We start from the raw sequence: 14,611 nt of genomic DNA, 5'->3' as shown, positions 1-14,611 counted from the left end.
GGGAGGAACGGGAGACCATTGGGCATCGGTAGGGAAATGCGCCGCCTGTGCAGCGAGTTGGTCGCGGAGCTCAGGCTTCCCGCACCCGCGGCGCCCGAGACGCTGTACGGCGCGCTGTGCGACGCGATGGGCAGACGCCGGGGCCGCCCCGTCCACTTCCGTACGGCCGCCTTCCCGCCGGGCACCGCGAGCGGGCTGTGGCTCGACATGGCCGACCAGGACCTCGTGGTGATCGAGGAACGCACCGCGCCCGACCACCAGCTGGTGATCCTCGGCCACGAGCTGTGGCACATGAAGGCCGGTCACTGCAGCCACAGCATCGAGGGCGCCTCGGTGGCGGCCCGGATGCTCGGCAGCGAGGCGGATCTGCGCTCGGCGGTCCTGAAGGTCGCCGCCCGCAACCACTTCGACCAGGCGGAGGAGAAGGAGGCCGAGAGCTTCGGCCTGCTGCTGGCCAGCAAGTGCCGCGCCTGGCTGGCGGATTCCTCGGCGCGGGGCCGGCGCGACCATCTCGCGGGCCGTATCGAGGCCTCGCTCGGCTACCTGGGCCCGCAGAAGTGACCCCCTGACCTGCGGCGACGGGGCGAACGGACGGCCGGTGCGGACCCGTTGTCAGTGGTGGACGGCAAGCTGGTGGGTGGCGCCCCGCCGTGCGGGGCGCGACGACACCGACCCGGGGAGAGCCGACCGATGCCCACCGCCGTACTGACCGACCGCGAGCGCACCGCCGTCCAGGCCTACCTGCGGCTCCTGCACACCGTGCGAGCCGCGTTCGACGGTGCCCCAGGACCGGGCCGGCCACCCGTCGTGCCGCCCGCCGTCCTCGCCGAGGCCGAACAGGCGCTGGCCGACGCGGGGCTGACGGGCCACGAGGAGGAGTTCTTCCATCTGCTGCGCACCTGGTGCCCGGCCGAGCCCTGACGCCGCCCGCGCGCGGGGGCTCAGGTGTGCGGCACGCTCACGGCGGTCGCCACCAGCCCCCGCCCGACCGTCCAGCGCCCCTCGAACCGGTCGAGCCGGCGCCCGCCGACCACCGGGCCGGGCACGAGCAGCCGGGCGCTGAACAGGCCGCCGGGCGGATCGCCGTCACCGGCGAGGACGGCGATGTCGGCCTCGGAGAAGTCCAGCCACTTCCCGGTGAGGGGGAACCACGCCTTGTAGACGGACTCCTTGGCGCTGAACAGGAGCCGGTCCCAGTGGACCGAGGGGTGTGTGGCCGCCAGCAGCCGCAGCCGCTCCGCCTCGGCGGGCAGCGCGACGGCGTCCAGCACCCCGTCCGGGAGCGGCTCGTGGGTCTCCGCGTCGATGCCGAGCGACGCCAGGTCGCCGGCGCGGGCCAGCGCGGCGGCGGCGTACCCGTCGCAGTGGGTCATGCTGCCGATCAGGCCGGGCGGCCAGCCGGGGGCGCCGCGCTCGCCCGGCAGCACGGCCCGCGGGGGCACCCCGAGCTTCTCCATGGCGCGGCGCGCGCAGCCGCGTACGGCGGCGAACTCGCGGCGCCGCTTGGGCACCGCCCGGGCCACGACCGCCTCCTCCTCGGGGAAGAGCGGCGGGTGCTCCTCGTCGCCGTACGCCTCGACGCTCACGGTGGCCGGTGGCAGCAGGTCCTCGATCAACGGGCGGTGTCCTTCGTGGTGTCGTGGGGCAGCACGTTCCGCAGGCGGCCCGGGGGTTCCGGGCGCCGGCGCCATTCGCGGGGGTAGCCGACGGAGACCTCCTCGAAGCGGACGCCTTCGTGCCAGGTGGTCCGCGGGATGTGGAGGTGGCCGTACACCATGGCCTCGACGCGGAAGCGGCGGTGCCAGTCGTCGGTCAGGGCGGTGCCGCACCACATCGCGAACTCGGGGTACCAGAGCACGTCGGTCGGGTGCCGGTGCAGCGGCCAGTGGTTGACGAGGACGGTGGGCAGGTCCTCGGGGAGGGCGGCGAGCCGGCGCTCGGTGGCGGCGACCCGGGCCGCGCACCAGGCGTCGCGGGTCGGGTACGGGTCGGGGTGCAGCAGGTACTCGTCGGTGCAGACGACGCCGGTCCCGTGCGCGTATGTGAGGCCCTCCTCCTTGGTGGCGCAGCCCGCGGGGAGGAAGGAGTAGTCGTAGAGGAGGAAGAGCGGGGCGACGGCGACCGGGCCGCCGGGGCCGTCCCACACGGGGTAGGGATCCTCAGGGGTGAGCACGCCGAGGTCCCGGCACACCTCGACCAGATGGTCGTAGCGGGCGGCGCCGCGCAGGGTGACGGAGTCCTTGGGGTGGGTCCACAGCTCGTGGTTGCCGGGGACCCAGACGACCTGGCGGAAGCGGCCGGCGAGGGTCTTGAGCGCCCACGTGACGTCGGCGACGGTCTCGGCCACGTCACCGGCCACGAGCAGCCAGTCGTCGTCGGAGCCGGGGCGCATCGCCTCCACGAGGGCGCGGTTCTCGTCGTACCCGATGTGCAGGTCGCTGACGGCCAGCAGCCGCCCGGTCCGCGCGGCCGTCGACGTCACCCTCGCCCCTCCCGATCACCCGAAGGACACCACGAGAACACAGGGCGTGCACCCGCCACAAGGGCGGGCCGTCCGCCCCGCTCCCGCTCGGGTGCGGGGCGGGGAAATCCGTAACACGTACGTTGCACGCGGCACCCTTTGAAAGTCGTATGATCGCCCCGACACCACCGCCTCGAACCCCTTCGCCAGGGGCGGTTCGGTGTACCTCCAACCTCCCCTGCCCGGGCACGGGCTGCTTCGCCGTGCCCGCGAACCCCCGAAAGGACGGCCCTGCATGGTCTCTCGCGTACGCGTCTGGCTCAACCGCACGTACGCGGAGAACGTGTTCTTCATGGATCAGCTCCGCAGAAATCCCAGCGACCGGGCGGTGGAGATCCATGCGACGCACGGGGACGCCGACTCCCCCGTGCTGGCCGCCGCCGACACGGCGGAGCTGGAGCCCGAGGGCCTGTCCCCCGCCGGGTACGTGGAGTACGCCCTCGCGCAGTGCCGGCGCCGCGGGATCGACGTCTTCGTGCCCCGGCTGCACCAGGCGGCGATCGTCGCGCACCGCGCGGAGTTCGAGGCGGCCGGTACGGCGCTGCTGGCGCCGCCGCCCGAGGCCGTGGCCGTCTTCCAGGACAAGGTGATCGCGTACGAGGCCGTGCAGGCGATCGGTGTGCCGGTGCCGCCGTGGTTCCGGGTCCGTGACGCGGACGAACTGCTCGCCGCCGTCGAGGAGTTGGAGGCGGGTGGACACCGGGCGTGCTTCAAGCCGGCGTCCGGCGCGGGCGGGGTCGGCTTCCGGATGATCACCCGCTCGCCGTTCTCGCTGACGCACCTCAGCGGCTTCCCGTCGCCCTACGTCCAGCTCGACCTGGTCCTGGACGCGCTGCGGCGGACCGAGGAGCCGGTGGACTGGCTGGTGATGCCGCGCCTGGAGCAGCCGGAGGTGTCGGTGGACTGCCTCACCGGCCCGGACAACCGGGTGCGGCTGGCGATCGGCCGGGTCAAGAACGGGCGCCGGCGCGGGTTCACGCTCCAGGAGCAGTGGCTGGAGCCGGCGCGGCTGGTCGCGGAGGGCTTCGGGCTGCACCACCTGTCCAACATCCAGTTCCGGATGTTCGGCGACACCCCGGTCCTGATGGACGTCAACACCCGTCCGGCGGGCGGTCTGCACCAGCTGTCGCTGTGCGGGGTGAACGTGCCGTGGCTCGCCGTGCGGCTGGCGCTCGGCGAGGACCCGGGCGTCGTCACCCCGCCGTTCCTGGGGCAGGACTACACGGTGGTCGCGGGTCCGCGTCCGCTGCGCCCGGTGTCGATCCCGCAGCAGCGCAACGAGCCGGAGACGCCCCTGCTCCCGGCGGTGCCCGCACCGGCACAGTCCGGCTCGGTCGGGACCGGTGCGGCCCTGCCCCTGTAGGAGACCGGCGGCAGCGGCACCGCCTCCCCCGTACACCATCGGTATGGACCAATCCCTGCGGCAGTCCTTGACAGGTGAATTGGTCCATACCAACTTGGTCAGCGCACCTCTCAGCATCTGTGCACTCCCGAACACCCCACTCTCTTCAGGGAGATGACGTGCGCAACCGACCTCTCGCACGGCTCAGACGCCGTTTCCTCGCCCTCGTCGGCACGGCGGCCCTCGCGGTCGCCGGGGCCGTCGCCCTGCCCGGCACCGCTCACGCGGCCAACGTCCTGGCCAACCCCGGCTTCGAGTCGGGCGGACTCTCCCCGTGGTCCTGCACCGGCAACCTCGGCTCCGTCGTCTCCTCACCCGTGCACGGCGGCTCCAAGGCGCTGTCCGGGGCGGCGAGCGCGAGCGACAACGCCCGCTGCTCGCAGAGCGTCGCCGTGCAGCCGAACACGACGTACTCCCTCAGCGGCTGGGTGCGCGGCTCCTACGTCTACCTCGGCGTGGACGGCGGTGCCTCCACCTGGACGTCGTCGCCGTCGGCGTACGCCAAGCTGTCGCTCACCTTCACGACCGGCGCCTCGCAGACCAGCGCCACGGTGTATCTGCACGGCTGGTACGGGCAGGGCACCTACCAGGCCGACGACATCAGCCTCGACGGGCCCGGAGGCGGCGGCTCGGACGGGCAGGCGCCGAGCGCCCCCGGCAATCTGCGCTCCACCGGCAAGTCCTCGACGAGTGTGTCGCTGGCCTGGAACGCCTCGACCGACAACGTCGGCGTGACCGGCTACGACGTGTTCCGCGGCTCGACCCAGGTGCTCAGCGTATCCGGGACGAGCGCCACGGTCGGCGGCCTGTCGCCCAGCACCGCCTACACGTTCACGGTGAAGGCACGGGACGCGGCCGGGAACGTCTCCGCGGCCTCCAACTCCGTCTCGGTCACGACCGATTCGGGCGGCGGGGGCGGCACCGGCTTCAAGCAGGCCGCGCCCTATCTGTACCTCGGCTGGGGCGATCCGCCGAGCGCCACCTCGGTGATGAGCGCGACCGGGATCAAGTGGTACACCCTGGCGTTCATCCTGTCCTCCGGCGGCTGCAACCCCTCCTGGGACGGGCAGCGGGCGCTGACCGGCGGCAACGACCAGAGCGTCATCAACTCCATCCGGGCCGCCGGCGGTGACGTCGTCCCGTCGATCGGCGGCTGGAGCGGCAACAAGCTCGGGCCGAACTGCTCGACCGCCGAGGCGCTGGCGGGCGCGTACCAGAAGGTCATCGACGCCTACGGGCTGAAGGCGATCGACGTCGACATCGAGAACACCGACGAGTTCGAGAACGCGACCGTGCAGGACCGGATCCTGAACGCCCTGAAGATCGTCAAGGCGAACAACCCGGGTCTGCGGACGATCATCACCTTCGGCACCTCCACCACCGGGCCGACCTACTGGGGCAACCGGCTGATCGAGCAGGCCAAGGCGCTGAACGCGGGCATCGACGTCTTCACGATCATGCCGTTCGACTTCGGCGGCGGCGCCGACATGTACGGCAGCACCGTGAGCGCGGCCGAGGGCCTGAAGACCAAGCTGAGGTCGACGTTCGGCTGGGACGACGCCACCGCCTACGCGCACCTCGGCATCTCCGGCATGAACGGCCTCTCCGACCAGCAGGAGCTCACCTCGCCCGGGACCTGGACGCAGATCCGGGACTGGGCGAACTCCCGGCACATCGCCCGGCTGGCCTTCTGGTCGGTCAACCGCGACCGGCCCTGCGCGGGCGGCGGAGTGACGAGCAACTGCTCCGGAATCAGCCAGAACACCTGGCAGTTCACGTCCATCACGGCCGGCTTCACCGGCTGAGTCCACCCCCACCCGAGCCACCACCCACGCCGATCGCCCACGCCGGGGAAAAAATCTTCCGGCGTGGGTGTATCAGACGGCCCCCCGCGCGCTCATGACACTGAGCAAGGCGAACGGGGGGTCCGTACGGGGGGAAGCACGGGGGACCTACGGGGGGCACGGGGGCTTCGGGCCGGCCGGCGCTGTCACGGGGGTGGCGGCCGGCCGGCCCGAAGGCGTGTTCTCAGCTCCCCGCGGCGCGCCGCAGACGCAGGGTCAGCACCTGGAAGGGGCGCAGCGAGACCGGCACCCCGCCGTCCACGGCGACCGGTTCCAGCGGCCGTTCCAGCAGGTCGGTGATCTCGGCACCGGCCAGCGGGAACCCGGTGCGCAGCACGGCCCGCGCCCGTCCGCCCCGGGACTCGTAGAGGCGTACGACGACGTCGCCGGAGCGGTCGTCGGCCAGCTTGACGGCCTCGACCGTCACCCCGTCGCCGTCGACGGACACGACGGGCGCGGGTGCGCCCGCGGCGTCGGCCACCCGCAGCGGCAGATTGAGGGCGTAGCCCTCGGCGACGGCGTCCTCGATGCTCGCGCCGGGCAGCAGCGCGTAGGTGAGCCGGTGGGTGCCCTGGTCGGCCTCGGGGTCGGGGACGCGGGGGGCGCGGACCAGGCTGAGGCCGACCCGGGTCGTCGTGCCGCCGTCCTCGCGGACCGTGCGGGTCACATCGTGGCCGTACGTGGAGTCGTTGACGACGGCGACTCCGTAGCCGGGCTCGGCCAGGTGCACCCAGCGGTGCCCCGAGACCTCGAAACGGGCCGCCTCCCAGGTGGTGTTGGTGTGGGTGGGGCGCTGGACGTGCCCGAACTGGATCTCGGCCGACGAGTGCGGGGCGCGGATGTCCACCGGGAAGCCGGCCTTGAGGATCTTCTCGGCCTCGTGCCAGTCGATCTCGGTGGCGAAGTCGATCCGGGGGCTGCCGGCCCGCAGCGTGATCGTCTGGGTGATCGTGGAGCCCTGGCCGAAGGCGCGGGTGACCCGGATCGCGGCGACGAGCGGGCCGTCCTCGACGACGGTGACCGACTCGGTGTCGCGCAGCTCGCGGTAGCGGTTGCGGTAGTGCTTGTCGATGTCCCAGGCGTCCCAGTAGTTGGGCAGGTCGGTGTGCAGGCGCAGCAGGTTGCCGGCGCCGGCGAGCACCTCGCGGTTCGCCCGCAGGTCGAACACCGAGGCCATAGTGCCGTCCTCGGCGACCTCGACGCGGACCAGTCCGTTGTCGAGGACGCGTCCGGAGACGGTGACGGGTGCCTCGGGCTCGGTGGCGGCGAGGGGCGCGCTGCCGTTCGCGGGGACGGTGACGTAGGCGGGGGTGCCGTCGGGGGTGCGGACGACCTCGGTACGGTCGAACGGGCTGGTGTTGAAGACGCGGGCCCCTCCGCCGCCGAGCGCGGCCACCGCCTCGGCGGTCAGCTCCTCCAGCTCGCGGGCGACCCGGGCGTACTCGGCCTCGGCCTCGCGGTGCACCCAGGCGATCGAGGAGCCCGGCAGGATGTCGTGGAACTGGTGCAGCAGGACCGTCTTCCACAGCCGGTCCAGCCTCTCGTACGGGTAGGTGTAGCCCGGCGCGTGGAGCGCGGCCGTCGTCGCCCACAACTCGGCCTCGCGCAGCAGGTGTTCGCTGCGCCGGTTGCCCTGCTTGGTGCGGGCCTGGGAGGTGTAGGTGGCGCGGTGCAGCTCCAGGTAGAGCTCGCCGTTCCAGACGGGGGCGTCCTCGTACTCGGCGCGGGCCTTGGCGAAGAACGCGTCCGGGTGCTCGACGACGACCTTCGGTGAGCCCTCCAGGTCGGCGAGCCGGCGGGCGCGTTCCATGATCTCGCGGGTGGGGCCGCCGCCGCCGTCGCCCCAGCCGAACGGGGCGAGGGAGCGCGTACCGCCGCCCTTCTCCTGGTAGTTGCGGACGGCGCGGTCCATCTCCTCGCCGCTGAAGCAGGCGTTGTAGGTGTCGACGGGCGGGAAGTGCGTGAAGATGCGGGTGCCGTCGATGCCCTCCCACCAGAAGGTGTGGTGGGGGAACTTGTTCGTCTGGTTCCAGGAGATCTTCTGGGTGAGGAACCACTCGTTGCCGGCGAGCTTGGCGAGCTGCGGGTAGGCGGCGGTGTAGCCGAAGGAGTCCGGCAGCCAGACGCCCTTGGTCTCGACGCCGAAGTGCTCGATGAAGAACCGCTTGCCGTGGATCAGCTGGCGGGCGAGCGCCTCGCCGCCGGGCAGGTTGCCGTCGGCCTCGACCCACATGCCGCCGACCGGCGCCCACTGCCCCTTCTTCACCGACTCCTGGATCCGGGCCCACACGTGCGGGTAGTGGTCGCGCACCCACTCGTACTGCTGGGCCTGCGAGCAGGCGAAGACGAACTCCTCGTACTCGTCGGCCAGCGACGTGACGTTGGAGAAGGTGCGGGACGTCTTGCGCTTGGTCTCGCGGATGGGCCAGAGCCAGGCGGAGTCGATGTGGGCGTGCCCGACGCCGGAGATGGTGTGCGCGCTGGCGTGGGCGGGCTTGGCGAGGACGGGCGCGAGCACTTCGCGGACGGCGGGGGCGCTGCCGGAGACGTCGTCGAGGTCGAGGGTGTCCATGGCGCGGTCGAGGGCGTGCAGGATCTCGTGCCGGCGCGGCTCGTGCTCGCCGAGGTGCACCATGAGTTCGCGCAGCACCGCGAGGTCGAGGTCGAGGTGCCAGACCTCCTCGTCGAGGACGGCGAGGTCGGCGCGCCGGAAGGTGTAGAGCGGCCGGTCGCCGGCGGTGAGGACGTCGCCGAGCGGGGTGGGGTGGGCGAAGCCGTCGGCCAGGATGTCCGGGTTGGAGGCGGCCTCGACCAGGTAGTGGACGTCCTCGCCGCCCGCCACGGGGTTGCCGACGGGCACGTACTGGTTGAGCGGGTTGACGGCCTTCAGGGGGCGGCCGTCGGCGAGGTGCACGAGGCCCTCGGCCTGGTTGCCGGGCCAGTCGCCGACGAAGCCGAGGTCGATGACCGCCTCGACGCGCCGCCCGGCCCACTCGGCGGGCACCTGCCCGCGCATCCGGAACCAGGTGGTGCCCCACGGCGGGCCCCACGGGGTGCCCGTCGCGAAGGGCGTGTAGGGGGCGGCCGCCGCCTCCTCGAAGGGGACCGGCTCGCCCGGGGCCTGCCAGGCCTCGACCTCGAACGGGACGGTGGCGGCGTAGATCGCGGGCTTGACGCGCTGGGTGTGGACGCGCTCGACGCGCTCCTCGATCCGGCGGCGTTCGTCGTGCATCGGGGTCTCCAGGGAGGCAGAGAGCGGGGGTGTCAGGTGAGGTAGGCGAGACCGGGGTGGACGGAGGTGTAGCCCTCGACCAGCCGGCGGGCCACGCCGACCGAGTCGACCAGCGGATGCAGCGCGAACGCCTTGACGGCGGTGGTGCGCGAGCCGGACTCGGCGGCGGCCAGCACCTCGCGTTCGACGGCCTTGACCGAGCAGACGAGCCCGGTGGCGTGGTCGGGCAGCGGGGCGACGGCGACCGGGTGGGCGCCGTTGGCGTCGACCAGGCAGGGCACCTCGATGACGGCGTCGGTGTCGAGCACCGACAGGGTGTGCCGGTTGCGGACGTTGAGGATCAGGGTGGTGCGTTCGTCGCGGGCGATGGCCCGCATCAGCGCCAGCGCCACCTTCTCGTAGCCGCCGGACAGGTCGTCGGCGTCGCGTTCGCCGGCGCCGGCGGTCTCCCGGTTCTCGGACATGTAGGTGGCCTCGCGCTCGGCGCGGGTGCGGTCCCAGATCTCCAGGGCGGGGGCGTCCGGGTCGCGCAGCCGGTCGTAGAAGCCGGCCTGCTGGTCGCGCAGGAAGGCGCCGCGGGTGCGCTCGGCCTCCTGGTAGGCGCGTACGGCCTCCCGGTTGAAGTAGTAGTAGTGCAGGTACTCGTTGGGGATGGCGCCGAGGGAGCGCAGCCAGTCGGTGCCGAACAGCTTGCCCTCCTCGAAGGAGCCGAGCAGTTCGGGGTCGGCGAGCAGCCGCGGGAGTTCGTCCCGCCCGGCCACGCGCAGGCCGCGGACCCAGCCGAGGTGGTTGAGGCCGACGTAGTCGATCCACGCCTCGGCGGGGTTGTTCACCCCGAGCACGCGGGCGATACGGCGGCCGAGGCCGACCGGTGAGTCGCAGATGCCGATGACGCGGTCGCCGAGGTGGCGGGACATGGCCTCGGTGACCAGTCCGGCGGGGTTGGTGAAGTTGATGACCCAGGCGTCGGGGGCGAGCCGGGCGACGCGGCGGGCGATGTCCTCGGCGACCGGCACGGTGCGCAGGCCGTAGGCGATGCCGCCCGCGCCGACGGTCTCCTGGCCGAGGACGCCCTCGGCGAGCGCGACCCGTTCGTCGTCGGCCCGGCCCTGGAGGCCGCCGACGCGGATCGCGGAGAACACGAAGTCGGCGCCGCGCAGGGCCTCGTCGAGGTCGGTGGTGGCGGTGACCTCGGGGGCGTCGGGCACCCCGGCGGCCTGCTCGGCGAGCACCCGGGTCACGGCGTCGAGCCGGCCGGCGTCCAGGTCGTGCAGCACGACCCGGGTCACCCGGCCCTCGGCGTGGTCCGTCAGGAGCGCGCCGTACACGAGCGGTACGCGGAATCCTCCGCCGCCGAGAATCGTCAGCCTCACGTCTGCACCTTTCCCGCCACGACGACCTCGACGCCGGCCTCCTCGAAGGAGGTCCGTGTCGCCGTGTCGACCGGCGCGTTCGTCACCACCACGTCCAGGTCCTCGGGACCGCACACCTTGGCCATGCCGTGGCCGGGGAACTTCGCCGCGTCCGCGAGCAGGACGACCTTGGCGCCGGCCTTGATCATGGCCCGTTTCACCGGTACCTCGACGACCGTCGTGTCCATCACCTGCCCGCCCGGCCGCACTCCGCTGGTGCCGAGGAAGACCCAGTCGGCGTGCAGCTGGCGCAGGTTGTCCTCGGTGAGGAAGCCGACCAGGGAGCGGTACTCGCGGCGCACCATGCCGCCGAGCAGCACCAGTTCGATGCCCTCGTCGTCGGCGAGTTCCTCGTAGACCACCAGGTTGCTGGTGATCACGGTGAGCCGGCGGCCGTGCAGCTGCCGGGCCAGCCTGAAGGCCGTGGTGCCGATGTCCAGCAGCACCGACTGGCCGTCCTCGACCAGCGCGGCGGCGTACGCCGCTATGGCGTCCTTCTCGGGCACCCGTACCCCGGCGACCTCGGCGAAGGGCTGGTCGCCCTCGTCGGCCACGGCGCCGCCGTGCACCCGGGTGAGGAGTCCGTCCTCCTCCAGCTTGACCAGGTCGCGCCTGATCGTGGCGGGGCTGACGCCCAGCTGCTCGGAGAGGTCGGTGACGGCCGCGGGCCCGCCGGAGCGCAGGGCCCGCAGGATGAGTTGGTGTCGTCGTTCTGCCAGCACGCCGTGAACACTACTCGTCATTTTCAATCATCGCCATGCTCATTTCTGCTCGGGTATTGACCAATCCCGTCGGGCGGCGCACGATTCCGGTCACCGAAGTGAAGAGTTCTGACGATCTCCGGCGGGACCCGAGCGAGAGGACGCACCCGTGGACGACGACCGGCCCGATGTGCTGCTGACCGGGCTGCTCTTCTACGACCTCGTCCTCACCGGGCTCGGCGGACCGCCCACCCCCGGCGAGGAGATCTGGACGGACGGCATGGGCTGCGGCCCCGGCGGCATCGCCAACCTCGCGGTCGCCGCCGCCCGCCTCGGCCTGCGCACCTCGCTCGCCACCGTCCTCGGCGACGACCTGTACGGCGCGTACTGCCGGGACGTCCTCGCCGGCCAGGAGGGCGTCGACCTCTCGCTGTCCCGCACGGCGAGCGGCTGGCCCACCCCGGTCACCGTCTCCCTGGCGTACGGCCGCGACCGCGCCCTGGTCACCCACGGCCAGGAGCCCCCGTACAGCCAGGACACGCTGATGGCCGGCCCGCCCCCGGCGCGCACGGCCCTCGTGCACCTGGAGCCGGAGCCCCGCGCCTGGCTCGCCGAGGCCGCCGCGAACGGCACCCAGGTGTACGCCGACGTCGGCTGGGACGCCACCGGGCGGTGGCCCCGCGACCTCCTCGACCAGCTCTCCCTGTGCCACGCCTTCCTCCCCAACGAGGCCGAGGCCATGGCCTACACCCGCACCGGCAGCGCGTCCGAGGCGCTGCGCGCCCTCGCCGGGCTGGTGCCGGTGGCCGTGGTCACCCGAGGCGGGCGGGGCGCGCTCGCCGTGGACCAGACGACCGGCGAGTACGCCGAGGTGCCCGCTCTTGACATCGATGTCCTCGACCCGACGGGTGCCGGGGACGTCTTCGGGGCGAGCTTCGTCGCCGCCTCGCTCGGCGGCTGGCCACTCGAGGAGCGCCTGCGGTTCGCGGTCCTCGCCGCCGGCCTCTCGGTCGCCCACCCCGGCGGGGCGCTCGCCGCCCCCGGCTGGTACGGCGTCGACCGCTGGTGGCGCTCCCTGACCGACCCCGGCCTGCGGCGGGCGTACGGCTTCCTCGCGGACCGGCTCCCGGCCGACCCGGGGCCGCCCGTCGCGTACCCGCCCGTCACGCCGCCCGCACCGCGGCGGTGACCCACCCCCACACCCCCTCCCCGCGAAGATTCGAACAGATCCGAAAGGCGGTGGGAGCTGTGCGGCTCTCACGAAGAGGCCTGCTGCGCGCGGGCCTGGCCGGTACGGCCGCCACCGCGCTCGGCGGCCTGGCGTCCGGCTGTGCCGTCCCGACCGGCTCCACCGGCCGGAACATGGTGCTGTGGTACTGGAGCGGCGGTCTGAGCGACACGGTCGTGAAGAACGCCAAGGCGCGCTACGGCGGCTCCGTCGACCTCGACGCCATCCAGATCGGCGGCTACTACCGCTCCAAGCTGATCACCACCCTGGCCGGCCGGGCCCACATCCCGGACATCGCCGGGCTGCGGGGCGAGGACATGGCGTCCTACCTCCCGAACGCCGACCAGTTCGTGGACCTGCGCACACTCGGCGCGGACAGGCTCAAGAGCCGCTATCTGGACTGGAAGTGGGAGCAGGCCGTCGCCCCGGACGGCAGCGTCGTCGGCCTGCCGATCGACGTCGGCCCGGTCGTGCACTACTACCAGCCCGCCGTCTACGAGAAGGCCGGGCTGCCCCACGAGCCCGCGGACGTCTCGCGGGAGCTGGACACCTGGGAGAAGTTCTTCGCGGCCGGTGAGCGGCTGAGGAAGCGGCTGCCCGGCACGTACATCCTGACCGACGTCGTCAGCGTCTTCGAGATGTCGATCGGGCAGGGCACCAGCCGGTTCGTCGACGAGGAGCGGCGGTTCATCGGCGACGGCCCGCATGTGCGCGCCTGCTGGGACCGGGCCGTGGAGGCGAAGCGGCGCGGCATCGTGTCGGACATCGTGTCCGGCACCCCCGACTCCATCTCGGCCACCGAGAAGGGCAAGCTGCCCAGCCAGCTCAACGCCTCCTGGGCGGCGGGCGACCTCAAGCTCGCCTACCCGAAGACCAAGGGCCGGTGGCGGGTGGCGGACTGCCCGGGCGGTCCCTCCAACGTCGGCGGCTCCTTCCTGGCGATCACGAAGGCCTGCCGGGAGCCCGAGCGGGCGTTCGAGATCATCAGCTGGATGCTCGACGCCGGCAACCAGGCGCAGGGGTTCGTCGACGCCGGCCTGTTCCCGTCGACCCCGGCGTCGTACGCGCTGCCGAAGCTGCGTGAGCCGGACCCGTTCTTCGGCGGCCAGATCACGATGGACGTCTTCGGGCCGGCCGCCGAGAAGATCCCGGTCGCCTTCAACAGCCCCTACGACATCGCGCTCGGGCAGCCGATCCGGGACGAGATCAAGAACGTCGGCGTCCTCGGCAAGGACCCCGCGAAAGCCTGGGAGGACGCCATGGTCTCGTGCCGGCGCATCGCCAAACACCTGGGGGTGGCGTTCTGATGGCCGTCGCCGAACAGACCCCGCCGGCCGTGGACCGGATACGGCCCGCCTCGGCCCCGCCCCGCGCGGGGTGGCGCAGGCACTGGCACCTGTACGCCGCGATCTCCCCGTTCTACCTGCTCTTCCTGGCCTTCGGCCTGATCCCGGTCGGCTTCTCGCTCTATCTCTCGTTCCACCGCTGGGACGGGCTCGGCTCGATGGAGTGGGCGGGCCTGACGCAGTATCAGTACCTGTTCACCGACGCCGACTTCTGGCAGTCGATCGGGACCACCCTGATCATCTGGGCGCTGGCCACCTTCCCCATGATCTTCCTGGCGATGGTGACGGCCGTGATGCTCAACTCGGCGGTCCGCTTCAAGAACGCCTACCGGTTCGCGTACTTCCTGCCGAACGTCACGTCCGTCGTCGCGATCGCCATCGTCTTCGGGTCGGTCTTCTCCACCAACTTCGGCCTGGTGAACGCCCTGCTGCAGGCGGTCGGCCTGGACCAGGTGGCCTGGCTGAACACCCCGTGGGGCATCAAAATCGCCATCGCCACCCTGATGACCTGGCAGTGGACCGGCTACAACGCGATCATCTTCCTCGCCGGGCTCCAGACCATCCCCGGCGACCTGTACGAGGCGGCGCGGATCGACGGCGCCGGTCCCGTGCAGACCTTCTTCCGGATCACGCTGCCGCTGCTGCGGCCGACCCTGCTGTTCGTGCTCGTCGTCTCGACGGTCACCGGACTGCAGAGCTTCTCCGAACCGCAGGTCCTGCTCCAGACCACCGCCAACGAGTCCACGTTCTCCGGCGGCCCGGACCACGCCGGCCGCACGATGGTCCTCTACTTCTTCCAGCAGACCTTCGACAACAACGACTTCGGGTACGGCGCCGCCGTGGCGTGGGGCATCTTCCTGGTCGTCGTCCTCTTCTCCCTCATCAACTGGCGCCTGGTGCAGCGCCGGGGCGAACAGTAGGAAGG

12 protein-coding genes are annotated in these 14,611 nt (G+C 72.3%); 7 read left to right on the top strand and 5 right to left on the bottom strand.

The window, feature by feature from the left end; all coding sequences use genetic code 11:
- Positions 1-36 precede the first annotated feature (36 nt).
- Complete coding sequence (locus F8R89_RS29665) at positions 37-561, top strand: toxin-antitoxin system, toxin component (protein WP_151786822.1); 525 nt, start codon at positions 37-39, stop codon at positions 559-561.
- Between the two features lie 129 nt (positions 562-690).
- Positions 691-921: a hypothetical protein gene (locus F8R89_RS29660; protein WP_151786821.1), complete on the top strand. Its 231-nt coding sequence runs from the start codon at positions 691-693 to the stop codon at positions 919-921.
- Positions 922-941: 20 nt separating this feature from the next.
- Here F8R89_RS29660 and F8R89_RS29655 read toward each other — a convergent pair whose 3' ends face one another.
- The gene (locus tag F8R89_RS29655) at positions 942-1,616 is read right to left on the bottom strand and encodes a 4'-phosphopantetheinyl transferase family protein (RefSeq protein ID WP_151786820.1); all 675 of its coding nucleotides are present in this window, start codon (positions 1,614-1,616) and stop codon (positions 942-944) included.
- A complete protein-coding gene (locus F8R89_RS29650) occupies positions 1,613-2,482 on the bottom strand; it encodes a metallophosphoesterase family protein (RefSeq protein WP_151786819.1) in 870 nt (289 codons plus the stop codon). The genes F8R89_RS29655 and F8R89_RS29650 overlap by 4 nt, the downstream gene beginning before the upstream one ends.
- Positions 2,483-2,756: 274 nt before the next feature.
- On the opposite strand from F8R89_RS29650, the gene F8R89_RS29645 reads away from it, so the two are divergent.
- Both F8R89_RS29645 and F8R89_RS29640 read left to right on the top strand, forming a co-directional pair.
- Complete coding sequence (locus tag F8R89_RS29645; RefSeq protein ID WP_151786818.1) at positions 2,757-3,884, top strand: ATP-grasp domain-containing protein; 1,128 nt, start codon at positions 2,757-2,759, stop codon at positions 3,882-3,884.
- Positions 3,885-4,042: 158 nt separating this feature from the next.
- Positions 4,043-5,728, top strand: a complete 1,686-nt coding sequence (locus F8R89_RS29640) for a carbohydrate binding domain-containing protein (protein ID WP_151786817.1) — start codon at positions 4,043-4,045, stop codon at positions 5,726-5,728.
- A gap of 223 nt (positions 5,729-5,951) precedes the next feature.
- On the opposite strand, the gene F8R89_RS29635 is transcribed toward F8R89_RS29640, so the two are convergent.
- The 3 genes from F8R89_RS29635 to F8R89_RS29625 are packed head-to-tail and all read right to left on the bottom strand — an operon-like array spanning position 5,952 to position 11,133.
- Positions 5,952-8,999 (bottom strand): alpha-mannosidase, encoded by a 3,048-nt coding sequence (locus tag F8R89_RS29635; protein ID WP_151786816.1) that lies wholly within the window; start codon positions 8,997-8,999, stop codon positions 5,952-5,954.
- A 32-nt stretch (positions 9,000-9,031) separates the two neighbouring features.
- Complete coding sequence (locus F8R89_RS29630) at positions 9,032-10,372, bottom strand: 6-phospho-beta-glucosidase (RefSeq protein WP_151786815.1); 1,341 nt, start codon at positions 10,370-10,372, stop codon at positions 9,032-9,034.
- A complete protein-coding gene (locus F8R89_RS29625; RefSeq protein WP_151786814.1) occupies positions 10,369-11,133 on the bottom strand; it encodes a DeoR/GlpR family DNA-binding transcription regulator in 765 nt (254 codons plus the stop codon). Before F8R89_RS29625 ends, F8R89_RS29630 begins: the two co-directional genes overlap by 4 nt.
- Before the next feature lie 148 nt (positions 11,134-11,281).
- Here F8R89_RS29625 and F8R89_RS29620 point away from each other — a divergent pair, with 148 nt between their 5' ends.
- From F8R89_RS29620 to F8R89_RS29610, 3 genes are read left to right on the top strand one after another with little or no spacing between them, the layout of a single operon-like run.
- On the top strand, positions 11,282-12,301 hold the full coding sequence (locus tag F8R89_RS29620) for a carbohydrate kinase family protein (RefSeq protein WP_151786813.1): 1,020 nt from the start codon (positions 11,282-11,284) through the stop codon (positions 12,299-12,301).
- Between the two features lie 59 nt (positions 12,302-12,360).
- Positions 12,361-13,647, top strand: coding sequence for an ABC transporter substrate-binding protein (locus F8R89_RS29615; RefSeq protein ID WP_151786812.1), 1,287 nt, complete (start codon positions 12,361-12,363; stop codon positions 13,645-13,647).
- Positions 13,647-14,606, top strand: a complete 960-nt coding sequence (locus F8R89_RS29610; RefSeq protein WP_151786811.1) for a carbohydrate ABC transporter permease — start codon at positions 13,647-13,649, stop codon at positions 14,604-14,606. The genes F8R89_RS29615 and F8R89_RS29610 overlap by 1 nt, the downstream gene beginning before the upstream one ends.
- The last annotated feature ends 5 nt before the right edge of the window (positions 14,607-14,611 follow it).

It is taken from the genome of Streptomyces sp. SS1-1 (assembly GCF_008973465.1).
Taxonomy (GTDB): Bacteria; Actinomycetota; Actinomycetes; order Streptomycetales; family Streptomycetaceae; genus Streptomyces.
Note: the sequence above shows the minus strand (reverse complement) of the source record. Positions and strands in the feature narration are given on the sequence as shown.